The sequence below is a fragment of the Salinicola sp. V024 genome, assembly GCF_052645315.1.
On sequence record NZ_JBQXYB010000004.1, the window covers coordinates 59,111 to 82,356 of the forward strand.

At 61.6% G+C, this 23,246-nt stretch carries 21 protein-coding genes; 12 read left to right on the forward strand and 9 right to left on the reverse strand.

Going from position 1 to position 23,246, the window contains the following annotated elements; all coding sequences use genetic code 11:
- Nucleotides 1–101 precede the first annotated feature (101 nt).
- The 6 genes from ACUN9V_RS08005 (at nt 102) to tal (ending at nt 7,477) form a co-directional block, all read left to right on the forward strand.
- On the forward strand, nt 102–1,025 hold the full coding sequence (locus tag ACUN9V_RS08005; protein ID WP_083627909.1) for a carbohydrate ABC transporter permease: 924 nt from the start codon (nt 102–104) through the stop codon (nt 1,023–1,025).
- On the forward strand, nt 1,022–1,846 hold the full coding sequence (locus tag ACUN9V_RS08010; protein ID WP_075563330.1) for a carbohydrate ABC transporter permease: 825 nt from the start codon (nt 1,022–1,024) through the stop codon (nt 1,844–1,846). Before ACUN9V_RS08005 ends, ACUN9V_RS08010 begins: the two co-directional genes overlap by 4 nt.
- 45 nt (nt 1,847–1,891) lie before the next feature.
- Nucleotides 1,892–3,037 (forward strand): ABC transporter ATP-binding protein, encoded by a 1,146-nt coding sequence (locus tag ACUN9V_RS08015; protein ID WP_445511015.1) that lies wholly within the window; start codon nt 1,892–1,894, stop codon nt 3,035–3,037.
- Between the two features lie 56 nt (nt 3,038–3,093).
- Entirely contained in the window at nt 3,094–4,569 is a 1,476-nt protein-coding gene (locus ACUN9V_RS08020; RefSeq protein WP_075563328.1) for a mannitol dehydrogenase family protein, read from the forward strand.
- A gap of 84 nt (nt 4,570–4,653) precedes the next feature.
- Nucleotides 4,654–6,141 carry a xylulokinase gene (xylB, locus tag ACUN9V_RS08025; protein ID WP_445511188.1) on the forward strand — a complete coding sequence of 496 codons (1,488 nt, stop codon included), beginning with the start codon at nt 4,654–4,656 and terminating at the stop codon, nt 6,139–6,141.
- A gap of 379 nt (nt 6,142–6,520) precedes the next feature.
- Complete coding sequence (gene tal / locus ACUN9V_RS08030; RefSeq protein ID WP_110643432.1) at nt 6,521–7,477, forward strand: transaldolase; 957 nt, start codon at nt 6,521–6,523, stop codon at nt 7,475–7,477.
- Nucleotides 7,478–7,862: 385 nt separating this feature from the next.
- Here tal and ACUN9V_RS08035 read toward each other — a convergent pair whose 3' ends face one another.
- The 6 genes from ACUN9V_RS08035 to ACUN9V_RS08060 all read right to left on the reverse strand — a co-directional run bounded on the left by ACUN9V_RS08035 (nt 7,863) and on the right by ACUN9V_RS08060 (nt 13,381).
- Nucleotides 7,863–8,855 carry an LLM class flavin-dependent oxidoreductase gene (locus tag ACUN9V_RS08035; protein ID WP_075563325.1) on the reverse strand — a complete coding sequence of 331 codons (993 nt, stop codon included), beginning with the start codon at nt 8,853–8,855 and terminating at the stop codon, nt 7,863–7,865.
- Nucleotides 8,856–9,003: 148 nt separating this feature from the next.
- Nucleotides 9,004–9,708 carry a hypothetical protein gene (locus ACUN9V_RS08040; RefSeq protein ID WP_445511016.1) on the reverse strand — a complete coding sequence of 235 codons (705 nt, stop codon included), beginning with the start codon at nt 9,706–9,708 and terminating at the stop codon, nt 9,004–9,006.
- Between the two features lie 19 nt (nt 9,709–9,727).
- Nucleotides 9,728–10,525, reverse strand: coding sequence for an SDR family oxidoreductase (locus ACUN9V_RS08045; protein WP_445511017.1), 798 nt, complete (start codon nt 10,523–10,525; stop codon nt 9,728–9,730).
- A complete protein-coding gene (locus ACUN9V_RS08050) occupies nt 10,512–11,207 on the reverse strand; it encodes a TenA family transcriptional regulator (RefSeq protein ID WP_445511018.1) in 696 nt (231 codons plus the stop codon). The genes ACUN9V_RS08045 and ACUN9V_RS08050 overlap by 14 nt, the downstream gene beginning before the upstream one ends.
- 31 nt (nt 11,208–11,238) lie before the next feature.
- A complete protein-coding gene (locus ACUN9V_RS08055) occupies nt 11,239–12,741 on the reverse strand; it encodes an AMP-binding protein (protein ID WP_445511019.1) in 1,503 nt (500 codons plus the stop codon).
- Nucleotides 12,734–13,381, reverse strand: coding sequence for a thermostable hemolysin (locus tag ACUN9V_RS08060; protein ID WP_445511020.1), 648 nt, complete (start codon nt 13,379–13,381; stop codon nt 12,734–12,736). The genes ACUN9V_RS08055 and ACUN9V_RS08060 overlap by 8 nt, the downstream gene beginning before the upstream one ends.
- Before the next feature lie 199 nt (nt 13,382–13,580).
- Here ACUN9V_RS08060 and ACUN9V_RS08065 point away from each other — a divergent pair, with 199 nt between their 5' ends.
- Nucleotides 13,581–15,215 (forward strand): BCCT family transporter, encoded by a 1,635-nt coding sequence (locus tag ACUN9V_RS08065; protein WP_075563319.1) that lies wholly within the window; start codon nt 13,581–13,583, stop codon nt 15,213–15,215.
- A gap of 223 nt (nt 15,216–15,438) precedes the next feature.
- Nucleotides 15,439–15,612 (forward strand): hypothetical protein, encoded by a 174-nt coding sequence (locus ACUN9V_RS08070; RefSeq protein WP_168170669.1) that lies wholly within the window; start codon nt 15,439–15,441, stop codon nt 15,610–15,612.
- A gap of 43 nt (nt 15,613–15,655) precedes the next feature.
- On the opposite strand, the gene ACUN9V_RS08075 is transcribed toward ACUN9V_RS08070, so the two are convergent.
- Nucleotides 15,656–16,333, reverse strand: coding sequence for a GntR family transcriptional regulator (locus tag ACUN9V_RS08075; protein ID WP_445511021.1), 678 nt, complete (start codon nt 16,331–16,333; stop codon nt 15,656–15,658).
- 212 nt (nt 16,334–16,545) lie between these two features.
- Here ACUN9V_RS08075 and ACUN9V_RS08080 point away from each other — a divergent pair, with 212 nt between their 5' ends.
- The 4 genes from ACUN9V_RS08080 (at nt 16,546) to madM (ending at nt 20,868) form a co-directional block, all read left to right on the forward strand.
- Nucleotides 16,546–17,910, forward strand: coding sequence for a malonyl-CoA decarboxylase (locus tag ACUN9V_RS08080; protein ID WP_445511022.1), 1,365 nt, complete (start codon nt 16,546–16,548; stop codon nt 17,908–17,910).
- Between the two features lie 36 nt (nt 17,911–17,946).
- Complete coding sequence (locus tag ACUN9V_RS08085) at nt 17,947–19,485, forward strand: malonate--CoA ligase (protein ID WP_445511023.1); 1,539 nt, start codon at nt 17,947–17,949, stop codon at nt 19,483–19,485.
- A gap of 205 nt (nt 19,486–19,690) precedes the next feature.
- On the forward strand, nt 19,691–20,092 hold the full coding sequence (madL, locus tag ACUN9V_RS08090) for a malonate transporter subunit MadL (protein ID WP_075563315.1): 402 nt from the start codon (nt 19,691–19,693) through the stop codon (nt 20,090–20,092).
- 14 nt (nt 20,093–20,106) lie between these two features.
- Nucleotides 20,107–20,868, forward strand: coding sequence for a malonate transporter subunit MadM (madM, locus tag ACUN9V_RS08095; protein ID WP_075563314.1), 762 nt, complete (start codon nt 20,107–20,109; stop codon nt 20,866–20,868).
- Nucleotides 20,869–20,991: 123 nt separating this feature from the next.
- On the opposite strand, the gene ACUN9V_RS08100 is transcribed toward madM, so the two are convergent.
- Together ACUN9V_RS08100 and ACUN9V_RS08105 are read right to left on the reverse strand one after the other, a co-directional pair.
- The gene (locus tag ACUN9V_RS08100) at nt 20,992–22,344 is read right to left on the reverse strand and encodes a GGDEF domain-containing protein (protein WP_445511024.1); all 1,353 of its coding nucleotides are present in this window, start codon (nt 22,342–22,344) and stop codon (nt 20,992–20,994) included.
- Nucleotides 22,345–22,420: 76 nt separating this feature from the next.
- On the reverse strand, nt 22,421–23,197 hold the full coding sequence (locus ACUN9V_RS08105) for an EAL domain-containing protein (RefSeq protein WP_075563313.1): 777 nt from the start codon (nt 23,195–23,197) through the stop codon (nt 22,421–22,423).
- Nucleotides 23,198–23,246: the final 49 nt, after the last annotated feature.

Here is a 23,246-nt window from a genome sequence, read left to right on the forward strand (position 1 = left end):
GGAGCTGTCCAGTCGGAGCTAACTAGTCGGAGCCGTCTAGTCTGACCTGCCTAGTCTGACCAAGGGTTGTGTCATGCAATCCGAAGCCACGGGAATCCCGCATGAAAGCCATTTCTCGAACTGCCCCGAGCGCTGAAGCTACCGGCGCTCGTTCGTTCGCTCGTACCACGCGGCTGCTGATGGCGCCGGCGGTCATCTTCCTGCTGATATGGATGCTCGTGCCGCTGGCCATGACCATCTATTACTCGTTTCAGCAGTACAACCTGCTCATGCCGATGTACAACGGCTTTGCCGGTTTGAACAATTTCGCGATCCTGCTGGGCGACGCCACTTTCTGGAAGTCGCTGGCCAATACCCTGATCATCGTTGCGGCCAGTCTGGTCATCACGGTGTGTTTGGGCTTGGCACTGGCACTGCTGTTCAATCGCACCTTCGTCGGCCGTGGCGTGGCTCGCACGCTGGCGGTGGCGCCCTTTTTCGTCATGCCGGTAGTGACCGGTCTGATCTGGAAGAACATGCTGTTCCACCCGGTCTTCGGTCTGTTCGCCTGGTTGGCACGGCAACTGGGGCTGGAGCCGGTCGACTGGCTCGCCCACTATCCAATGCTGTCGGTGATCATCATGATTACCTGGGAGTGGACGCCGTTCGCGCTGCTGGTATTGCTGACCGGACTGCAGTCACTGCCGGAAGACCAGATCGAGGCGGCCAAGCTCGATGGTGCCAGCGCCTGGCAGGAATTCCAGCACATCGTGATTCCGCACCTGGGGCAGGTGCTGTATGTCGTGGTGATGCTGGAGAGCATCTTCTTCCTGACCTCGTTTGCCGAGATCTACACCACCACCGGTGGCGGCCCCGGTACGGCAACCACCAACCTGCCGTACTACATCTTTCAGACCGTATTCCAGCAGAACGATATCGGCATCGCTTCGGCAGCCGCCATCGGGGCGGTAATCCTGGCGAACATCTTCGCCATCATGCTGATTCGCTTCATTGCCGGGAACCTCAACGCGGGAGCCGCACGATGAACTCATCTCGTTTCAGCAACGGTGTCATGGGCGTGCTCGCGTGGATCGTGGCGCTGCTGATCTTCTTCCCGATCCTGTGGCTGCTGTTGACGGCGTTCAAGTCCGAGCAGGAAGCCTTCACGGTCGTGCCGAGCTTCTTCTTTTCGCCGACGCTCGAGAGTTTCAAGACGGCGTTGGCGCAGGGCAGCGGCTATTGGCACTACGCCTGGAATTCGGTGCTGACCGCCGTCGCCTCGACCGTCATCGGGCTGGCACTGGCGGTGCCGGCGGCCTACGCCATGGCGTTCTATCCCAACAAGCGCACCGACTTCCTGCTGGTATGGATGGTGTCGACCAAGTTCATTCCGGCGGTCGGCGTGCTGATTCCGATCTATCTGGTCTACAGCGCGGTCGGGCTTCTGGACAACGCGTTGGGGCTGACGCTTCTGTTCACGGCCATGAACCTGCCGATCATCGTGTGGATGGTCTATTCCTACTTCCGCGACATCCCCAAGGATATCGTCGAGGCGGCCGACATCGACGGTGCCAGCATCATGCAGACGCTGTTCAAGGTGGTGCTGCCGTTGGCGCTGCCGGGGCTGGCCTCGACCGGGCTGCTGGCGCTGATCCTGGCGTGGAACGAGTCGTTCTGGAGCATCACCATGACGGATCACGACGCGGCGACTCTGGCGGTCTACATCGCCTCGTTCAAGAGTGCCGAAGGACTCTATTGGGCCAAGATGTCCGCTGCTTCGGTACTGGCCATCGCGCCGATCATCGTGCTCGGTTGGTTCACGCAACGCCAGATGGTCAGAGGCCTGACTTTCGGCGCCGTTAAATGATCGGCGAACGCGCCGGTAACGAATCTTTTTCAGAGGGCTAACGAGATGGCCATCGTCGAACTCAAGAATGTCGCCAAGAACTATGCTCAGGGTCTCGTTAAGGGCAAAGGCGACAAAAGCAGCAATGCAGTCGATAACTTCAACCTGGTCACCCGCGACGGCGAATTCGTGGTGCTGGTGGGCCCTTCGGGCTGCGGCAAGTCGACCACCATGCGCATGATCGCCGGGCTGGAGCGCAATACCGAAGGCGAAATCCTGATCGGCGGCAGAGATGTCAGTCAGGTGCCGCCCAAGGAGCGCGATATCGCGATGGTGTTCCAGAGCTACGCGCTTTATCCGCACATGAGCGTTGCCGACAACATGGGGTTCAGCCTGAAGCTGAAAAAACGCCCCGCGGCAGAGATCAAGGCCAAGATCGAGGAAGCGGCGCAGACACTGGGAATTCAGCCTCTGCTGGATCGCAAGCCGCGCGAGCTCTCCGGCGGTCAGCGTCAACGCGTCGCGCTGGGCAGAGCGATCGTGCGCGATCCGCAGGTTTTCCTGATGGACGAGCCACTCTCTAACTTGGATGCCAAACTGCGCGTCGATATGCGTGCCGAGATCGTCAAGCTGCACAAGCGTCTCAAGGTGACCACGTTCTACGTGACCCACGACCAGGTCGAAGCCATGACCATGGGCGAGCGCATCGTGGTGATGAAAGACGGCAGAATTCAGCAGATCGATACGCCGATCAATCTCTACGAATTCCCGGCCAATCGTTTCGTGGCCGGTTTCATCGGCAACCCGTCGATGAACTTTCTGCGCGCCAGGCATGCCGAAGGAGTCGTCAGTGGCGATGGCTATCGACTGACGCTGGATGATAGCCACCGGCCCGTCGTGGCCTCCCGGAACGTGGGTGATGTCTGGGTCGGTATTCGTCCGGAGCATCTCCGATTGAGCGATGGCGCGGCAACCAATCGTGTCGAAGGCACGGTGGATGTGGTCGAGACGCTGGGGGCGGTGACCATGGTGCAACTGAGCGTGGGCGAGCATTCCGTCACCGCACAGCTGCCCGGTCACCAGAAAGTCGAGATCGGTGACACCCTGACACTGGCCTGCGACAGCGACAAGTTGCATCTGTTCGACACCGATAGTGAACTGGCCATTGGTCGCGAGCCGGCGGAGCAGCCTTCGGTCGCCGCCAAGGCCTAATCGGGGCCGAACGCGTTCAGAATCTTTATGGGCAGTGACTTTTCAGGAGACAACCTATGCCATCGCTGAATTCGGCGGCCCTCGGCCAGCTCGAGAACACCGTCGCCAAGCCGTCCTACGATCGCAGTCGGGTCACGCCGGGTATCGTCCACTTCGGCGTTGGCGGCTTTCATCGCGCTCATCAGGCAATGTATCTCGATGATCTGATGAATCGAGGCGAAGCGCTGGACTGGGGTATCGTCGGGGTCGGCGTGATGCCCGGCGATCGTCGCATGCAGGCGGCGCTCTCCGCTCAGGATCATCTCTATACCTTGGTGATCAAGCATCCCGAGGGCGAGTACCAGGCGCGGGTCATCGGCTCGATCATTGACTATCGCTATGCGCCGGACGATATCGAAGGAACGCTGGAATTGTTGGCAGACCCCAAGATCCGCATCGTGTCGCTGACGGTGACCGAAGGGGGCTACAACTTTCACCATGTCACCGGCGAGTTCGACCTCGGCAACGCGGATGTCGAACACGATCTGGCCTCGCCGAAGACCCCCAGAACCACTTTCGGGATCGTCGCCGAGGCGTTGGCGCGGCGGCGGGAGCGGGGTGTAGAGCCATTCACGGTGATGTCCTGCGACAATATCCAGGGTAACGGCGAAGTCGCCCATAAGATGTTCGTGGCCTACGCCAGAGCGCGGGACGCGGAACTGGGTGACTGGATCGATGCCAACGTGCATTTTCCCAACTCGATGGTCGATCGCATCACGCCGGTGACCACCGACGGAGACATCGAAGAGATTCACCAGCGCTTCGGCATCGAGGATCGCTGGCCGGTGGTCTGCGAGCCCTTCACTCAATGGGTGCTGGAGGACCATTTCAACGCTGGCCGTCCTGCCTACGATCAGGTCGGCGTGCAGCTGGTCGAAGATGTCATGCCCTACGAGCTGATGAAGCTGCGTCTGCTCAACGCCAGCCATCAGGCGCTGACCTACTTCGGCTATCTGGCCGGCTACCGCTATGCTCATGAAGTGTGTCAGGACCCGCTGTTCGTCGACTTCCTGCTCGATTACATGAACCGCGAGGGCACGCCGACCCTGCGGCCGGTGCCGGGCGTCGATCTCGACGATTACAAGCACACGCTGATCGCGCGTTTTGCCAATCCGGAGATCAAGGACACCCTGGCGCGGCTGTGTGCCGAAAGCTCGGATCGCATCCCCAAATGGCTGCTGCCGGTGATTCGCGAGCAGTTGGCACAGGGCGGCGAGATTCATCGCAGCGCGGCGGTCGTCGCCAGCTGGGCGCGCTATGCCGAGGGCGCCGACGAGCAGGGCGAGTCGATCGTGGTTGTCGATCGTCTGAAAGACGAGCTGACGGCGATCGCCAAACGTAACCGCGACGAACCGACCGCCTTCATCGAGAATCGTCAGCTGTTCGGCGATCTGGCCGACGACGAGCGTTTCCGCGCGGCCTATCTCGATGCACTCGAAAGGCTCTATCGCGACGGCGCGCGCGCCTGTGTCGAGCATCTCGTGGCGCATTGACGTCAGCGGATGACGAATTGAGGTCGGCGTTCGCGCCGGCCGCGCAAGCGATACGAAATGGGAACTGATCAAGGGATGGACGCGATGTATATCGGCGTGGATTGTGGCACGCAGAGCACCAAGGTCGTGGTGGTCGATGGTGACGACGGACGCATCGTTGGTGAAGCTTCTCGTCCCCACCAGTTGGAACAGGGCGACCACGGCCGACGGGAACAGCGTGTCGAGGAGTGGACCGAGGCCTTTCGCGGCGCCCTCGAAGAGGCGCTGAGCGATGCCGGCGTGAAGGCGGACACGATCCGGGCCATCGGTATTTCCGGCCAACAGCATGGCATGGTGGCGCTGGATGGCGATGGCGCGCCGCTACATCCGGCCAAGCTCTGGAACGATACCGAGACTGCCGAGTGGAACGCGCGACTGATCGAGCAGCTCGGTGGCGAACAGGGCTGCATCGACAAGCTCGGGCTAGTACTGCAGACCGGTTATACCGCCTCCAAGATTGCCTGGCTGCGCGAAACCCATCCTGACGCCTATCGGAAAATCGCCACGCTGCTGCTGCCGCACGACTATCTCAACTTCTGGCTGACCGGCGAGCGGGTGGCCGAGCCGGGCGATGCCTCCGGCACCGGTTACTTCGATACGCGAGCGCGAACCTGGCGGCGAGACGTGTTCGACATCATCGCCCCCGAGCTCGATTTCGACACGGTGCTGCCGAGACTGATCGATTCCCGAGAGGCAGTGGGAAAGGTTCGCCCAGAGCTGGCCCGCGAGCTGGGGCTGAGTGAAGACGTGCTCGTCTCCAGCGGCGGTGGCGACAACATGATGGGAGCCATCGGCACCGGCAATATCGAGCCGGGGCGGGTCACGATCAGTCTGGGGACTTCCGGCACCATTGCCGTTCATTCCTCCGATCCGGTGGTGCCGGACAACGCCATGGTAGCGAACTTCTGTGCCAGTCACGGCGGCTGGCTGCCGTTGATCTGCACCATGAACGTCACCTCGGCCACGACCACGCTGCGGGAGCTGGTCGGGCTGGACATCGACGGTTTCAATCGTGCCGTCGCCAAGGCCGAGCCGGGGGCGGGTGGCATCACTTTGCTGCCGTTCTTCAGTGGCGAACGGGTGCCGGCGTTGCCCCAGGCGCAGGCGAGCATGAGCGGCCTGACCAGCTTCAACACCACCCCGGAAAATCTGTGCCGTGCCGCTGTCGAAAGCGCCACCTTCGGGCTGCGTTACGGGCTCGAACTGCTGGGCCCGTTGGCCAGTCAGGCAACTCAGGTGCGGCTCGTTGGCGGCGGGGCCAAAAGCCCGGTGTGGCGCCAGATCGTGGCCGATGTGCTCGATGTCGAGGTGGTCTGTCCCCAGGTCACCGAGGCGGCGGCTTTCGGCGGGGCGATCCAGGCGCGCTGGTGCGATGACCGTGATTCCGAAGTGGCATTGGATACGCTCTGCCGGGATTGGGTGCGCCTGGATGAATCCACGCTGACTCGGCCACAGCCGGAAACCGTCGCCTGCTATGATGATATCTATCGCCGCTACCGCGAGGCGCTGAGCCGCGAGCACGGTATCGCTTGAGTCTTCGGTATCCTTCGGGGGCGGCTCTCGTATCGCCCGTCGACCGCCACCGCGTCGTCAGAGGGCAGCGATGCTGTCGCCCGAAAACAGTTGCCTCGAGGCTTGAAATCGCGCTTTGTTCCCCCATTGATAGTGGACAGGAGAAGGCGTTGCCGATGGGGGCGATATTGACCGGCAGTAACGTTCTTGCCGTCGCCTATTCGTCGCTTATTTTCAGTTCGGGCCTTGAGTATCATCATTCTGATTGTGTGATGCGGCCTCACGTCAAAGAGTGCGCGGAACGCGGTCAAGTCACGGTGATAGCTACGCATCGGTGTTATGCTTTCAGAATTAGGATTGCGAAGGGATGCAATCACACGCTACGACGATGGAGTGACTCATGACGCAGCAACTCGACTCTCTCAAGCAACTTTCCATGGTAGTCGCCGATACCGGCGATCTGGATGCCATCCGCCGCTACCAGCCGCATGACGCGACTACCAATCCCTCTCTGATTCTCAAGGCCTTCGATCTCGAGGGCTATCAGGCGTTGATCGACGAGACATTGACCGCGGTGAAGTCGGAAGTGTCCGATGCCGACGCGCGCGTCGAGGACGCGGTCGATCGTCTCTGTGTGGCGATCGGCACCGAGATCACCAAGATCATTCCGGGTCGCGTCTCCACCGAAGTGGCCGCCAAGCTCTCCTTCGACGAGGAAGCCAGCTTCGAGAAGGCCCATCATCTGATCAAGCTTTACGAGAAACAGGGCGTCTCCAAGGACCGCGTGCTGATCAAGCTCGCTTCCACCTGGGAAGGCATTCGCGCTGCCGAAAGGCTCGAGAAGGAAGGCATCAAGTGCAACCTGACGCTGCTCTTTTCCGATGCCCAGGCGCGCGCCTGTTTCGAAGCCGGCGTCTATCTGATCTCTCCCTTCGTCGGCCGCGTCACCGACTGGTACAAGAAATCCACCGGCACCGAATCCTACGCGCCAGACGAGGACCCAGGCGTCAAGTTCGTCCGCGGTGTGTGCGACTACGCCAGCCAGTACGGTTACAAGACGGTGGTCATGGGCGCCAGCTTCCGCAACACCGATCAGATTCTGGCGCTGGCCGGCTGTAATCGCCTGACCATTTCGCCGGCGCTGCTCGAGGAGCTCTCCTCGGCGGAAGGGGAAGTGACGCGCAAGATCACCGACGAGGGTAGCGGCACCGAGCGCCTCGATCCGATCGGTGAAGCGCAGTTCCGCTGGGAGCACAACGAGGACGCCATGGCGACCGAAAAGCTGGCCGAAGGCATCCGCACCTTCGCCGCCGACCAGAAGAAGCTGGAAGGTCTGCTGGCCAAGCGTTTGGGTTGATAGCCCTTGGGCTGACTTCTCCTCGCTGCCTCGAAATGAAAACACCCGGCCATGTGCCGGGTGTTTTTTCGTGGGTAGTTAGGATTCGTCTGATTCGCGGGCAGAGAGCCTGTCACTGATCGTGCATTAGCGATCCTCACCGTTGATTGACGAGGGGGCTTAACGCTCGCCCCCTCGCCGCTCCCCCTCTATTGGCGTCGCAAGACCGCGAAACCCGGTATGAGAAAGCGCCTGCGCTTCGGGTCGGCGCGCACGGACATCCTTGTCTTGGCGCGCCTCGCGCGACATCCATGTCGCGCGACCCGGCTTGGCGCTTCTCATCCCGCGCGGTCTTGGAGACGCCGGGAGGCAAATTCTAGCCTCTAGCTCTACGACTGTTCGGCAGTCAAGCCTTCCATACGTCCGCCAGAATCTCGTAGGACTTCACCCGTTCGGCGTGATCAAAACAGTCGGTGTTGACCATGATTTCGTCGGCGCCGGTCTGCTCGAGCAGGTCGTCCAGCTGTTGACGTACGCTCTCCGGCCCGCCGACCACCGCGGCCCCCAGATTCTGCGAGACCATGGCCCGTTCCTGCGGCGACCAGTCGAGATTCTCTACCGGTGGCAGGGTGCGCGTGCTCTTGCCGCGAATCAGATTGAGAAATTTCTGCTGCTGCGTGGTGGCCAGGAAGCGGGCGCGCTCGTCGGTGTCGGCGGCGACCAGCGGAATCCCGATCATGGCGTGGGGCTTGTCGAGTACACCCGGCTGGAAACCTTCGCGATAGAGATGCAGCGCCTCGACCATGTAGCCCGGCGCGAACTGCCCGGCGAACGCGAAAGGCAGGCCGAGCCTGGCCGCGAGCTGGGCGCTATAGCCGCTGGAGCCGAGCAGCCAGATGGGCACGTGGGTGCCCTCACCGGGGATGGCGCGCACGCGCTGGCCGGGTACGGTATCACCCAGATAACGGCGTAGTTCATCGAGACGATCGGGGAAATCGTTGACGCCGGCGCGTGGGTCGCGGCGCATGGCCTGCATGGTGATGCCGTCGGACCCCGGCGCGCGGCCCAGGCCGAGATCGATCCGATCCGGGTAGAGCGTGGCCAGGGTGCCGAACTGCTCGGCGATCGCCAGCGGCGGATGGTTGGGCAGCATGATGCCGCCGCTGCCGATGCGTAGCGTCGAGGTAGCGCCCGCAATGTGACCGATCAACACGCTGGTCGCCGCGCTGGCGATCCCATCGATGTTGTGGTGCTCAGCCAGCCAGTAACGGTTGTAGCCAAGGCGTTCGGTCTGCTGGGCCAGGTCGACGCTGTGACGGAAGGTCTCCGCCGCAGTGCCGTCGCGCGTGATCGGTGCCAGGTCCAGCACCGAGAGAGGAATATCGGCAAGTCGTGACATGAGCGTTCCCATCGAGAAGTGAGTGAGCGCTAGTTAGCGCCCTCATAATCCCTATCATGAGGGCGCCAGAGACGAATGCAACCGATTCCACCGCCGCCGAGCTTTACGCTACTTCCGGGTTGGTCGGACCTCCGAACGAGGCGTGCGCCTAGATCTCTTTCAGCAGAGCCTGTATGTCCTGACGACGCCCGGCATCGGCCGTTTCCCTGCCGGGGCGCGGCGCTGCTGCCATGGCCTTCTCGATCGCCTGGCGGGCCTGCGCATCGTCTCCCTGATCATGGAGGAAGTCTGCCCAGAAGTAGTTGCTGTCGATCCCGTCGGGATTGAGGCTCAAACCTTTCTGCAGCAGCTGTCGCGCCTTGTCGTCGTCACCGAAACTGATGGGCCAGCCGGGCACCTGGTGATAGAGCGTACCCAGGCTGGTATACGCCGAGCCGCTCAGCGTCGTCGGATCGATCGACAGCGCCTGCTCGAACTCGGCTCGGGCCTCCTTGACCTGCGATAGGGCGCTTAGACCGCCCTCCGCGCCTGCCTGAGAGCCACGAATGATACCCGCCCAGGTGTGTAGTTCTGCACTTTTGGGTTGTGATTTAAGTAGAGCCTGAGCGCGCTGATAGAGCTGCTCGAAGGCATCGGCACGCCGCGCTTCCGGCGTCTGGTACTGAATGTTGGCCCAGCGGCTCTGGAGTTCATGCAGGCCCGCGGCGACCGGCGCTGCCGAGTCTGCGGTCGATGCCGAAGCCGTCAAAGGCTGTGCCGCCAACGCCATGGGGCTGTCGGTAAGCGCCATCCCAGCCGTCGTGGCGAGAACCATGGCGAGAACCATGGTCTTCAAAGAGTGGTGTTCTGTCATGGTGATCTCCCTGTGCGGGTCAGGACGACGTGGAAGGACGACGCGCATGCTGCTGGATCGTTGGAAGCTGCTTTTTGAGCGCGCGATCGACGAGGCCGGGCAGAATGCCGTTCAGCTTGACCAGCAGGCACTCCGGCCAGCCAAGCTGTCGATCACGAGCATGCTTCTCGATGCCGCGGATGACGCTAGCGGCGACGTGAGCGGGTTCGTCCACGTGGTTGCCCAGCGCGGTGTTGAGGGCATCGGCGCGGTCACTGTTCATGCTCGTGCGGGTGGCACGAGGCGAGATATGCAGCACCTGGATCGGCGTATCGGCTAGCTCTCGACGCAAGGCCTGACTGAATCCGCGCAAGGCGAACTTGGTCGTGCAGTAGGCGGTATAGCCCGGATGGCCAATCGCACCGAAAGCAGATCCGAGGTTGACGATCCAGGCGCTATTTTCGTGCAGCAGTCGCGGTAGCAGCGCCTGAGTGAGGAGCAGGGTGGCTGTTACGTTGAGGTCCACCATCGACGAGATCGCCGCCGGAGACTGCTCGTCGAAGAGGCCGAAATGATTCACCCCGGCGGCGTTGATCAGCATGTCGACCCGTGCATCATCGGCGGCCTCGACGACCCTGCGACGCTCATCTAGCGCTGTCAGGTTGGCGGTGAGCGCACGAATGCGCTCGGGCGCCAGTGTCGTCAGTTCTTTCAGCACGCTGCCGTTGCGCCCCACGATCAGCATCTGGGCGCCGCGCTGGGCCAGCAGTGACACGAGTTCCCGTCCGATGCCGCCACTGGCGCCCGTGACCAGGATGCGGCGATCAGACCAGCGCATGGCTCAGGCCCTCATGGCTGGCGGCGTCATCGGCATCCCGCTGAAGATTGCGGAACATGGCACCGTAGAGGCGATAGACCATGTTGGCGGAATCGATGATGGCCTGTAGGTCGGCTGGGTCTTCGAGCCGGTTGATCTGCTCCTCGAAGAACGCCAGATGTCCGATATCGAGGCTGCCGTGGGATTCCAGGTAGCGAAAGGCGTTGGCCGGGAGTCCGGCACCGTTGCGCATCTGCTCGGCGGCTTGGGTGGCGATGGCGGTACTGGTGCCTTCCAGCACGTGCACCATGCCGAAGAAGCCGACCGGGTTGTCGTAGGCTATGACATCACGGATGTAGCGCACCATCAATTCGGTAGCCGGCGCGGGTGTGGCACTGGCGACGGCATCGGCATCGCCCCCAATGGCGCGAATATCGTCCAGAATCCATTCCTGGTGGCCGTACTCTTCCTCAATGTATTCCACCAGCGCGCCACGCAACCATTCGAGACGAGCCGGCAGGCGCGCCCCGCAGGCCATCATCAGCGGCACCGTCTGCTTGACGTGGTGATAGGCCTGTTCCAGAAACGCGAGATAGATGTCCCGCGTGATGTTGCCTTCCAGCGCCCGGCGAATGACCGGCGTGTCGAGTAGCCATTGGCGATGACTGGCAGTGGCTTGTTGCAGTTTTTCATAGTGGGACATGATGTCGTCTCCTGAGACGTAAGCGGATGTCTTACACATCCGCTGATGGAAAGACCGGGCTCGTAAGCCAGGTGTGGTAATGGTTGGCCAACGCGTCACGGCGCAGCCGGCCGTTGGCGGTTGCTAGACCGTTTTGTGCAGTAAAGGGGGCGCTGCGTTGCCACAGTGAGACGCGCGCGTAATCGGGCAATCGGGCGTTGGCTCGCGCCACGGCGTCTTCGATTTGGCGATCGTTGACCCAGTCGCCTCGCGGCACCAACAGGGCACGATTGAAGGACTGCGCTTCACCGCTCACCCAGGCCTGGGCAAGCGCGGGTTCGGCGGTCAATTCAGCCTCGACCCAGGCCGGATCGACATTGCGGCCGTAGGCCGTGATGAAGACCTGGCGATGACGTCCCTTGAGCCTCAGGTCATCGCCATCCCATTCACCTAGATCGCCCGTGGGCCAGACCGTCGGTGCCGGTCCGCTGTCACCCAGGTAGCCCAGCATCACATTGCCCCGAACCAGCACCTCGCCATCTTCAGACAGGCTTACCTCCGCATGAGGCAATGGTCTGCCAACGCTGCCGGGTCGATGTTCACTGGGACGAGCTTCGCCGGGACGATTGAGTGTGACGACGGACGCGCACTCGGAAAGACCGTATCCTTCGAACACTGGCCAGCCAGCGGCTTCCGCGCGCGCCAGGAGCGCGGGCGACACCGTGGCCCCGCCGACCGCGAAGAAACGGCCAAAGCCGATTGGCGCATCGCCTTGCTGGGTGAGTAACGCCGAAAGCAGTTGCGGCACCAGAATGAGACTGTCCGGCGCGTGCTCGGTAATGACCTGCCAGCCGAGGGCGCTATCGAAACCACTTGCGCCCAGCCAGCCCAGTGCCCCCAAGGAGGGCAGTGTGACGCTGCCGCCGAGCCATAGTGGGGCGTAGATGCCACCGATGTTTTCCAGCAGCGTCGCCAGTGGGAGTATTGCCAGGTGTCGGCGCACGTCGACGCTAGCGGCGATCTCGGCGAGACTCTCGGCGACGACGAGCTGGTTGTCGCTACTCAGGCAGATGCCTTTGGGCGTGCCGCTGGTGCCCGAGGTGAAGGTGATCTTGTGCGTGCCTTCGGGTAACGCTGGGAGTGACGAGACAACGCGGCGCTGCCAGAGCGTGGCGTCTTTGGTGTTCGTGGAGCCGCTGGTGTCTGTGATAGCCTCGAAGCCCAATGCCGTCGCCACGGACGGCGTCCCGATCAGCGTATCCAGACCTGCCTGATCGACCACGTGGGCTAGCTGTGACGGCGCAAAAAATCCGGGTAGCGGCACGCTGACGATGGCCTCCTGCATCATCGCGAGATCCCACAGTACCCAGTCGACGCCATTATCGAGGGCCAATCCGACGCGCTGACTACCGAGTTGACGTAGCTGGTGTGCGCGGGATTCGACAAGCGCCATCAGTTCGCCGTAATTGATCGACTGGGTCTCGTCCTCCAGGGCGACACGGTTAGCGTCGGTCTTCCCCAGCGTCCACAAATGGTCCAGAAAGCGCTCACGCATGATTGATATCCTTGTGAAGCGGGGCAGCGGCTGGCACGGTGTTGATGATCGTGCGGTCGCCAGCCGGGGCGAGGCGATGCCAAGCGGCAAGCAAGTCGCCACCCATGACCCAGGGGCGGTGCAGGTAATAATTGCCCCAGTCGCCTTGCGCGGTACCCAAGCGGGTCGGGTCGGCCGCCGCGAGACGATGAACGTCGAGGCCAAGGCGTCGAAATCCATTGCGAACGGTTGCCGTTGCGGTGAATGCCAGCCACCGGCACTCCTCGGCGACGAGAGAGGCAATCAGTGCGCGAATCAGCGGGACCGTCATGCCAGGTCGACGAGCGGCCAGATTGCCGATTTCCGCCAATGCCATGCGATCGACCTGCGTCTCCAGAACGTCGGAGAGGGCCTGCTCGATGGGCGTTTCCAGGTAGTGTTCGAGAAAGAGCGGGGATGCGTCGGCTCGACGGACGCCGACAGCAGCCTGCAGTTGATCTTGCTCCCACAGCCCGTAGAGACGCGGTGCGAAATGGGCGATCGACGCGCCATGCTGCTGCCAGTAGGTATCCGCGATGAAGTGCTCGAGCGTGGCTCGCTCCTGACCGTCCCGACTTTCGCGCCAGATGATGTTCGCCGCTGGGGCAGATAAACCCGACATCGATAGCCCTCCACCAAATATGATGAGGGCGAGGTTGAGGCACAAAGGCTTAACGAAGACTTACGTCGAGGGAGTTTTCGTGTGGCACCCCGTTGACTCGCCAAAGGCACCGAGGTAGACCCTGAGCGGCCGCAGAGAGTAGAGGCTTCGTCTACACTGTTGGCGTCAGAGGAAATCAGCACAATCAAAAGGGGACAACATGCCCAAATTCGGCAAGCAAGGGGTATTCATCGTCTCAGCGATGGTGATAGCGGCAATCGTGGCCGTCGGTGCCATTTTTCCAACGGGATTTGGAAATGTCGCTAACGCCGCATTGGGCGCTACCACGCACTATTTCGGGTGGTTCTATCTGATCTCCGTTTTCGGGTTCGTGATTTTTCTGGTGGGTCTGGCGTTCAGCAAATACGGCAAAATTCGTCTGGGGCCACAGGATAGCAAACCCACCTATGGTTTCTTCTCCTGGATAAGCATGCTGTTGGCGGCAGGGTTCGGTGTCGGCCTGGTGTTCTACGGGATGGCGGAGCCGATGACCCATTACATGACGCCACCCTACGGCGATGTGGAACCGGAATCCGCCGAATCGGCGCGCTATGCGATTCAGTACGCGTTCTTCAACTGGGGTATCCACCAGTGGGCCGCGTTTTCGGTGGTTGGCTTGATCATCGCCTATTACCAGTTCCGTAAGGGGCAGGCGGGCATGGTTTCCAACGTACTGTCGTCGGTAACGGCCAAGCGCCCGAAACTGCGCCGGCTCGGGCCGATCCTCGATATCTTCGCCGTCGTCGCCACCGTGATGGGGGTGGCAACATCAATTGGCTTGGCGGTCCTGCAGATTAATGGCGGTCTGCACTCGGTGTTCAATGTGCCCGAGAACATGATGTGGCAGTTCATCATCATGGGGGCGATGTTCATCTGCTACATGCTCTCGGCGACATCGGGCCTGGACAAGGGGATCAAGAATCTTTCCAACCTCAATCTAATCATCTGCTTCGCGCTGATGTTCTACATTCTGTTCACCGGACCCACGGTCGCGATTCTCGAGACCATCACTTTGGGTATCGGCGATTACCTACAGAATTTTATCGGCATGAGCCTGCGGATGTCACCGTATGATGACAGTCAGTGGGCATCCAACTGGACCATTTTCTACTGGGCCTGGGTCATTGCCTGGTCGCCGTTCGTGGGCACCTTCGTGGCCCGAATTTCGCGCGGTCGTACCATCAAGCAGTATGTGTTCGGCGTGCTGGTCGTACCGCCGCTGCTGGCCTGTTTGTGGATTGGCGTGTTCGGTGGCGCCGCCATTCAGATGGAAATGAACAGCGATGCGGGCCTCGCTCAGGCGACCTCGGACAACATCACTTCGGCGCTGTTTCAGATGTTCGATCTGATGCCGTTCTCGAATGTGCTGTCGATCGTGGCTCTCTGTCTGATTTTCATCTTCCTGGTGACGTCAGCGGATTCCGCCACCTATATCGTGTCGCAGATGACCGATAACGGCTCGCTCAATCCGCCACTGATGAAGCGGATCATCTGGGGGGTGCTGATCGCGGCGATCTGCCTGACGTTGCTCTCGGCCGGTGGTGAAAGCGGCTTGAAAGGGTTGCAGTCGGCCTCGGTGCTGGCCGCGTTGCCGTTCACGTTCATTCTCTACGGGATGATATTCGTGACGCTGAAAGAGCTGCGCGCCGATCGCAAGGCGATGTTGACCGCGCTCTATCGTAAGCACAGCGACACGCCGGTGGGCGCCGACGCCTTCGAAGCCGAAGAGTTGGCGGACGAAGACCGTTATCGCCGCGCGCCCGATGTCAAAAATCGTCGTATCAACCCGCGCTGATCGATAGCGCCGATTGATAGCGTTGTGGACGACGGCCCCGATCCGGACAGGATCGGGGCCGTTTTTCGTTGGTGGGGATTCCCTGGCGCATCGAGCATTGAGTGGCACGACAACGGCTCTCGACGACAGAGGTGGAGAAATATGCCGAAGCCGCTTAATTTAATACTCAATTCCAGAGGCGTGACGCCGTTAACACGATCATGACCCACTGCGGAGCTTGCCCATGCCCCCGGCCACGAAGTCTTCCCGCCAGCTCTCTCACGGGGCGACTCGGCGTGCGCCGACGCCCCCCGACGCTCGGATCGATCGCTGGCTCAATCTGGTGGTCAGTCTCTCCGTCATCACGGCGCTGATCGTCGGCAGCGTCGCGCTGATGGTGACGCTACTCTTCCACTGATTCTCGTCTTCGACTGCCGCGGGCGAAACCATGCGCTCGCGGGTCAGGCGCCGTTCTGACGCTGGGCCTGCAGACGCTGCATGGAGGCGACCAGGTCATTGAATCGTTCTCCCTGAACCTGCACGTGGTGCTTGATGGCCGTCTCGGCGGCCTCGGCATCGCCCTGTACCAGCGCCGCCATGATGGCTTCATGCTCGTCGAAACTACTGGCAACGCGCCCGCGAGCGTGCAGTTGCAGGCGTCGATAGGGTTTCAGAATGGCGTGAAGGCGCGCGGCCTCCCCGGTCAGGAACTGGTTGTGACTGGCCTGATAGATCAGATGGTGGAAAGTGCCATTTTCATAGTAGTAACCGTCGGCGTCGCCGGCGGTCATGCACTGCCGGCAGGCCGTCTGAGCACGCTGCAACGCTGCCAGCTCTTCGGATGTCGCACGTCGCGCCGCCAGCCTTGCGCACATGCCCTCCAGTTCCGCCATCACTTCGAAACGCTCGACCAGCTCGGTCACGCTCAACTGGGCGACAAAAGTCCCGCGCTTTGGCAGAACACGCACCATCCCCGATGCCGCTAGCTGCTGCAGCGCCTCCCGGATCGGGGTGCGTGAGCATTCGTACTCGCGCGCCAGCGCTTCCGGATTCAGTTTGTCCCCCGGGGCGAAGTGACCGTCGACAATGGCATCCTCGAGCAGGTCGCGAAGTCGCTGGGCATGCGGGGTGCGAGCCATATTAGACTTTCTCCTAGGTTGACACCCGATGACCGGGGCGTGACTGTTATATATAACAGAGCGATGACATGTATGTTAACCGTCGGTTTCGAAATGTCTCGTTGGTTTCGAAACCAAGGCTTAGCGGCTGGACCGCCTCGCTCCGTTCAACGCTCGCCAGCGTCGCCTAACGTCGCTGGTGAAGTCATAGCCACAGACCCGAGAGGGCCGGCATGAACGTCAACATGAATTTCCTCCAGGATATGCTATCCAGCATCGGCCGCCGAACACGGGGTCAGTACCTCACGGGGACCGGCTCCGGCAAGGCGGCCAGTAGCCTGGCGAGATTGACCTCGGTATGCGAGACGCTGATGCACCCCGGTGGCGAGGCTTCCCAGATTCTGATCGCCCAGGAAGCGCTGGAACGCTATGCCTCGCTCGACGAAGCGGACCGTATCGCCTTCTTCCAGTTACTGGGCGAGCGCTACGCCGCCGAGCCCGAGGCCATCCATCAAGCTTACGCGGCCTACCGCGTCGACGAGGACAACGCGAGTCTGCAGCAGCTGTTTGCAGCGTGCGAGCCACGACGCCAACACCTGCTGCGCCGGCTGAATCTCTGCCCTGGCGGGACTTATGAATTGGTCAAGATGCGCGCGGATCTGTTGCGCTGCCTCAAGACCCATCCCGAACTGGCGCCCTTGGATGCCGACTTCGGGCATCTCTTTGCCTCCTGGTTCAACCGTGGCTTCCTGGTGCTGGAGAGCATCGACTGGAACACGCCGGCGGCGGTGCTCGAGAAGATCATTCACTACGAGGCGGTCCACGCGATCAGTGACTGGTCGGACCTGCGCCGGCGTCTCGATCCCGGCGATCGTCACTGCTATGCCTTCTTTCATCCGGCGACCGGCGACGAGCCGCTGATTTTCGTCGAAGTGGCCCTGTGCCGCGGCATCCCCAACAGCATCCAGACGATTCTCGAAGGGGGCGACGAGGTGCGTCCGGAAGAGGCCGATACGGCCGCCTTCTACAGCATCAGCAACTGTCAGGCCGGCCTGCGCGGGATCTCCTTCGGCAACTTCCTGATCAAGCAGGTGGTGCAGGAGCTCAAGCGCGAACTGCCCAATCTCGAGAAATTCGTGACGCTGTCGCCGGTACCCGGGTTCGCCAAGTGGCTGGCGACCGAGCGCGAGAGCGGGGCGTGTCAACTGACGGACGAGACCGCCGCCAGTATCGACGGCGGCCGCTGGTTAGAGGATGCCAAGTCGCGCGACAAGCTGACACCCGAGCTTCGCGGTCTGGCGGCGCACTATCTGATCGACGTCAAACGCGACAGCGGCATGCCGATGGACCCGGTAGCCCGCTTCCATCTGGGTAACGGCGCCAGTCTGCATCGGCTCAACTGGCCGGGGGACACGTCCGAGAACGGACGCCGTCAGTCCCACGGTCTGATGGTCAATTACCTCTACGAACTCGATCGTATCGAGCAGAATCACGAAGCGTTCAGCCGCGAGGGCACGGTGGTCTGCACCAGCGAGATCCGCCGGGAAGCCAAGCAAGGTCGTTCACGCTGCCGCCATGGCTCGCGAACCGACGCCTGACCGGCCATGACCGTTTATCAAAGCAGGAGTGGTGGAATGAATCAGAATCTTTATCTGCAATTCTCGGGCAATTTCGAGCGCCACCCGGACAAGGTGTTGATCGATACGCCGAGCGGCGAACGGTATCGCTATCGCGACGTGCTAGCTACCTCGCGGCGCATGGCAAAGGTGCTGCGCGAGAGCGGCGTGGAGCCGGGCGATCGTGTCGTGGTTCAGGTCGACAAGAGTCCGCAGGCGATCATGCTCTACCTTGCCTGCCTGCAGACAGGAGCCGTCTATCTGCCGCTCAACACGGCCTATACCGAAGCTGAAGTCGAGTATTTCCTGACCGACGCCGAGCCCCGGATCTATGTGTGTCGGCCCGAGGATCTCGAGATCGCACAGCGGCTGGCCGAGCGTTGCGGCGTGTCAGTCGTCGAAAGCCTGGGCGCCGATGTCGATGGTTCGTTGATGGAACGGGTCGGCAACGCCGAGGAGGATTCTCGTCTCGCCGAACTCGAAGCCAATGACCTGGCCTCGATCCTGTATACGTCCGGCACCACCGGGCGTTCCAAGGGTGCGATGCTGAGCCACGGCAATCTTGCCGCCAACAGTCAGGCGCTGGCGCAGACCTGGCAATTCACGGCTGACGATCACCTGCTGCACGCGCTGCCGATTTTCCATACTCATGGGCTGTTCGTGGCGTGCAACATCGTTCTGACCGTCGGCGCCTCGATGACTTTCATGCCCAAGCTCGATGCCGACCAGCTGCTGGACCTGATGCCGCGGGCGACGACGCTGATGGGGGTGCCGACGTTCTACACCCGGCTGCTGGCCAGCCCGCGTCTGAACAGAGAGACGACCGCCAACATGCGACTGTTCGTGTCCGGTTCCGCGCCGCTGCTGGCCGAGACCCACCACGAATTTCACGAACGTACCGGCCACGCCATTCTCGAACGCTACGGCATGACCGAAACCAACATGAACACGTCGAATCCCTACGACGGCGAGCGCCGCCCGGGCACTGTCGGCTTCGCCCTGCCGGGTAGCGAAGTGCGGATCACCGAGCGCGAGAGCGGCAAGACGCTGGCGGCGGGGGAGACCGGTCTGGTGGAAGTTCGCGGGCCCAACGTCTTTCAGGGTTACTGGCGGATGCCGGAAAAGACCGCTTCGGAATTCCGGGAAGACGGCTTCTTCATTACCGGTGATCTCGGTCTGGTCGATGACGATGGCTACCTGCACATCGTTGGGCGCGACAAGGATCTGGTGATCTCCGGTGGCTACAACGTCTACCCCAAGGAGGTCGAACAGTGGATCGACGAACTGCCCCAGGTGATGGAGTCGGCGGTCATCGGCGTGGCACACCCCGATCTTGGCGAGGGAGTGACGGCGGCAGTGGTGATCAAGCCCGGCGAATCACTCGACGAAGCTCAGGTGCTGGCGGCGCTCAAGGATAAGGTCGCGCGCTACAAGCAGCCCAAGCGGGTGTTCTTCATCGATAGCCTGCCGCGCAATGTCATGGGCAAGGTCCAGAAGAACGCGCTGCGGGAGCGCTATGCCGATATCTATACCGGCGCGGAAACGGCACGCCCGTAAGTATTGCCGAACGCTTTTCACCCTTGCCGCGTGGGTAACGCGGCATGGCGGTCACCGTGCGGTAGACGGTGCTCGTCCCGAGACACGCCAGGCTCATTCGACCGAGCCATCCATGACGACGTCCTAAAGCAAAGCGCCATCACGAGGCTTCATAAAACGACGTCCCATTAAAACGCGCTATAACAATATCCAAGAGGTGATGACGATGGTGATCTACGGTGTAGCACTCCTGGCCGGCTGCATGCTGGCGGGGCTAATCATCGGCGACGTGCTCGGCCAGTTGCTGGGAATCGATTCCAATCTGGGCGGGGTGGGTATCGCCATGCTGCTGCTGATCTTCGTGACCGGCTATCTCAAGGACCGCGACAAGCTGCCGGAAACGACGGAGAGCGGCATCAACTTCTGGAATGCGATGTACATTCCGATCGTGGTGGCCATGGCGGCGAGTCAGAACGTGGCGGCGGCATTCAGCGGCGGCATGGTGGCGATCCTGGCCGGCGTGCTCTCGGTCGTGCTGGGGTTGGCGCTGGTTCCGGTACTGACCGGCAAGAAGACCGATGACGCGAGCCCGCTCGAGTCGACCCCCACTGCCCCTAGCGGCCATTGAGCGAGATTGCCGACATGAACGATTCCATTGTCTCTCTGGTCGACAAATATCACCTGATCGCGGCTTTCGCGGTGATTGGTCTCACCATGTACGTGGCCTACTGGCTCAGTCGCCATCTGACGGCGGGGCGTCTGCACGGATCCGCCATTGCGATCATCATCGGCCTGGTACTTGCCTACATCGGCGGCGTGTCCACCGGCGGTAGCAAGGGGCTTTCGGATGTCACGCTGTTTTCCGGGCTCGGGCTGATGGGCGGCGGCATGTTGCGGGATCTGGCGATCATCGCCACCGCCTACGGTGTCCGGCTTCACGAAATCAAGAAGGCTGGCCTGCGCGGCGTGATCGCGTTGTTTCTCGGCGTTCTCGTCTCGTTCGTGGCAGGTGCTGCCGTGGCGATCGGTTTCGGCTATACCGATCCGGTCGACATCACCACCATCGCGGCGGGCGCAGTGACCTACATCGTCGGCCCGGTCACCGGGGCCACGCTGGGGGCGAGCTCGGAAGTGATCGCTCTGTCGATCGCTGCCGGTCTGGTCAAGTCGATTCTGACCATGATCGCGACCCCAATGACCGCAAAACTGATCGGGCTGGACAACCCGCGCTCGGCGATGATCTTCGGTGGCTTGATCGGCACGACCAGCGGCGTTGCTGCAGGTCTGGCGGCGACCGATGCGCGACTGGTGCCTTACGGCGCGATGACGGCGACGTTCTATACCGGGCTGGGTATCCTGCTGGCACCGACCGTGCTGTTTCTGGCCGTGCGAACGATCTTCTAGATCGGGGCGATCTTCCCGGAGTCGTCCCCAGCGCTTTCTCATGGGCCTGGCCGATCGCCAGGCCGAGCGAACGGCGATGCAGTCGAGATTAGCGAGATGGCCGGCCAGAGGCTGGCCGTCACGTCAGAGCGACGAAAATGCCTGATTGCAACACTGCCCGGGCCGGGAGACACAAATCGGCGCGATGGCGACGCAGCCGCGGCCGGCAGACTTGGCCTGATAGAGCGCCTGATCGATCTCTTCGAGCAATCCCTTCGACGTCTGATGATGATGCTCGCCGACGCCGGCGGAGAAGCTTATCCGAAGATCGTAGGGGCTCAGCGGGTGGTCGTGAAGTTGCTCGATGAGGCGGTTCAACGTGGTCTGCGCCGCGAACCGGTCGATGCCGGGCAGAATCATCAGGAACTCTTCACCTCCCCAGCGAATGAAGGTGTCGCTTGCGCGCAACGACTCGACCACGAGACGGCTGAAGTCCGTCAGGATGGTGTCGCCGACGGGGTGACCATACTGATCGTTGATCTCCTTGAAATAGTCAAGATCGAGCATGGCGACGGAGACTTTCTCGCCGTAGCGCTGACTGCGTTCCAGCGTCTGTTCCAGCAGTTCGAGGCCGAAACGGCGATTGTGCAGTCCCGTCAGCTCATCGCGCGTTGCCAGGTACTCGAGACGTCGGTTCTTCTGCTCCAGCCGACGTTCGAGATTGCGTCGCTCGGTGATATCGACGAGAAAGGCGATGTGCTGTGGGCGGCCGAGGTCGTCATGGTTGATCGTATCCTCGATGATGACGGTTCGGGTCGATCCATCCCGCAACAGAACCTCCACCGCGCGGCGTTGATTCAGCGCATCGGGAAAACTGGCAGCGTGATACTGGTCGGCGGCTGGGCGATGCTGCTCGGGCAACAGCTTGCGGAAATGGGCATTGAGCAGCTCGCTCTCCGTATAGCCGAAGAACCGGCAAAAAGCGCGGTTGACCAGGCGCAGATAGCCCTCGACATCGATGACGCACACGCCCATGGGCAGATTCCCCAGCATCTGGTGCAGTTGGGGCTCGGCCTGGGGCAGCAGACTGGGAGTGGCATCGCTGTCGGCGTCGGTAATCTCGCCGACGGCAATCAGGACATGGCGCCGGTGGTCGCCGTCGGCGGGGACATCCAGTGGCGAAATCTTGAGCTTGACGGCTCGCAGTGGCTTCCGGCTTTGACGGAGATGAAAGTATTGCCACTGAGGCGAGGCGTGTGAATCGTCCTCAAGCATCGCTGGGTGCCGGCTGCCGGCTGCCGGACATCGCCGGGCATCCAGCCAATGCCAGGGGTCGGCTGTGGGGAAACTGTCACCTATCGATAATAGACGTCTCGCTGTCTCGTTGGCATCGACCAGCAACGGCACATCCTCATCGATCCGATAGATCAATGCGGCGATGTTGAGCGTGTCCAGCCCGTCAGCGGTGGATGAAGCATCCACCGACTGGCGGGGCAACCGATTTTTCGAAGCAACCATAAGCTAGGATACCGAGGTTCATACGGTGAGAAGAGTGGCCAGACGCGTCGGATCGTTAGCGTTCACCCCGGGCCAACGCGAAGCGCGAATCGGGGCAAGTAGGTAGTTGTCCTGCGATCGGTCTGGCAAACCAGTATCCCTGCTGCCTCGCAATACCATGCTGATAGAGCCAGCGAGCTTCTTCTATTGTTTCGACGCCCTCGGCGATCAGCGTAATACCGAGCTGATGGGCCAGGGTGACGATGTGTTCGACGATTCGTTGTTGTCTTGGTGCTACCTGTATATGGCTGATCAGTTGGCGGTCGATTTTTAGCACGTCGGGGGAGATATCGATCAGCAGATCGAGATTGGCGTGACCGGTGCCGAAATCGTCCAGCGCCGTTTTCATTCCCATTGCCCGATAGCTGTCCACGATGTTCTGGAGATGGCGACGGTCCGCGACGCTTTCGGATTCGGTAATCTCGAAGCAGAGTCTGCTGACCGGCCAGCCGACGCGTTCTGCAGCCTTCAGGGTCGCCTGAATACAGGCTTGTGGCTCGTAAACGGCATTGGGGAGGAAATTGATCGACAGCATGCCGACGGCGCCCAGCTCGTGGGCCAGTTCGATCGCCTTGACACGGCATGCCTGATCGAAGCGATAGAGTGTCGTGGCGTCGACTCTGGCCAGAATCGAGGCGGCCGACTCCCCGCCAGGGCCTCTGACGAGCGCTTCATAGCCATAGACATGGCCTTGGGCGATATCGACGAGTGGCTGAAAAGCCATGGTGAAATCGAAGTCCAGCGGCGCATCACAGCGTCCGCAGAGGTTCTCGTGTCTGGCGCAGCCCGGCATTGCTGTCCTCCTTGACGACATGCGCGGTAGTGACGACGTTGCCAGAGAT

Excerpts from the sequence above, each read along its gene's own strand:
- ACUN9V_RS08055 (WP_445511019.1), bottom strand. The coding sequence starts at position 12,741 with ATGCGTGAGCGCTTTCTGGACCATTTGTGGACGCTGGGGAAGACCGAC.
- ACUN9V_RS08045 (WP_445511017.1), bottom strand. The coding sequence starts at position 10,525 with ATGCGCTGGTCTGATCGCCGCATCCTGGTCACGGGCGCCAGTGGCGGC.
- ACUN9V_RS08105 (WP_075563313.1), bottom strand. The coding sequence starts at position 23,197 with ATGCCGGGCTGCGCCAGACACGAGAACCTCTGCGGACGCTGTGATGCG.
- xylB (WP_445511188.1), top strand. The coding sequence starts at position 4,654 with ATGTATATCGGCGTGGATTGTGGCACGCAGAGCACCAAGGTCGTGGTG.
- ACUN9V_RS08065 (WP_075563319.1), top strand. The coding sequence starts at position 13,581 with ATGCCCAAATTCGGCAAGCAAGGGGTATTCATCGTCTCAGCGATGGTG.
- ACUN9V_RS08005 (WP_083627909.1), top strand. The coding sequence starts at position 102 with ATGAAAGCCATTTCTCGAACTGCCCCGAGCGCTGAAGCTACCGGCGCT.
- ACUN9V_RS08075 (WP_445511021.1), bottom strand. The coding sequence starts at position 16,333 with ATGGCTCGCACCCCGCATGCCCAGCGACTTCGCGACCTGCTCGAGGAT.
- madL (WP_075563315.1), top strand. The coding sequence starts at position 19,691 with ATGGTGATCTACGGTGTAGCACTCCTGGCCGGCTGCATGCTGGCGGGG.
- ACUN9V_RS08040 (WP_445511016.1), bottom strand. The coding sequence starts at position 9,708 with ATGACAGAACACCACTCTTTGAAGACCATGGTTCTCGCCATGGTTCTC.
- ACUN9V_RS08015 (WP_445511015.1), top strand. The coding sequence starts at position 1,892 with ATGGCCATCGTCGAACTCAAGAATGTCGCCAAGAACTATGCTCAGGGT.
- tal (WP_110643432.1), top strand. The coding sequence starts at position 6,521 with ATGACGCAGCAACTCGACTCTCTCAAGCAACTTTCCATGGTAGTCGCC.
- ACUN9V_RS08035 (WP_075563325.1), bottom strand. The coding sequence starts at position 8,855 with ATGTCACGACTTGCCGATATTCCTCTCTCGGTGCTGGACCTGGCACCG.
- ACUN9V_RS08010 (WP_075563330.1), top strand. The coding sequence starts at position 1,022 with ATGAACTCATCTCGTTTCAGCAACGGTGTCATGGGCGTGCTCGCGTGG.
- ACUN9V_RS08085 (WP_445511023.1), top strand. The coding sequence starts at position 17,947 with ATGAATCAGAATCTTTATCTGCAATTCTCGGGCAATTTCGAGCGCCAC.
- ACUN9V_RS08070 (WP_168170669.1), top strand. The coding sequence starts at position 15,439 with ATGCCCCCGGCCACGAAGTCTTCCCGCCAGCTCTCTCACGGGGCGACT.
- ACUN9V_RS08080 (WP_445511022.1), top strand. The coding sequence starts at position 16,546 with ATGAACGTCAACATGAATTTCCTCCAGGATATGCTATCCAGCATCGGC.
- ACUN9V_RS08020 (WP_075563328.1), top strand. The coding sequence starts at position 3,094 with ATGCCATCGCTGAATTCGGCGGCCCTCGGCCAGCTCGAGAACACCGTC.
- ACUN9V_RS08060 (WP_445511020.1), bottom strand. The coding sequence starts at position 13,381 with ATGTCGGGTTTATCTGCCCCAGCGGCGAACATCATCTGGCGCGAAAGT.
- madM (WP_075563314.1), top strand. The coding sequence starts at position 20,107 with ATGAACGATTCCATTGTCTCTCTGGTCGACAAATATCACCTGATCGCG.
- ACUN9V_RS08050 (WP_445511018.1), bottom strand. The coding sequence starts at position 11,207 with ATGTCCCACTATGAAAAACTGCAACAAGCCACTGCCAGTCATCGCCAA.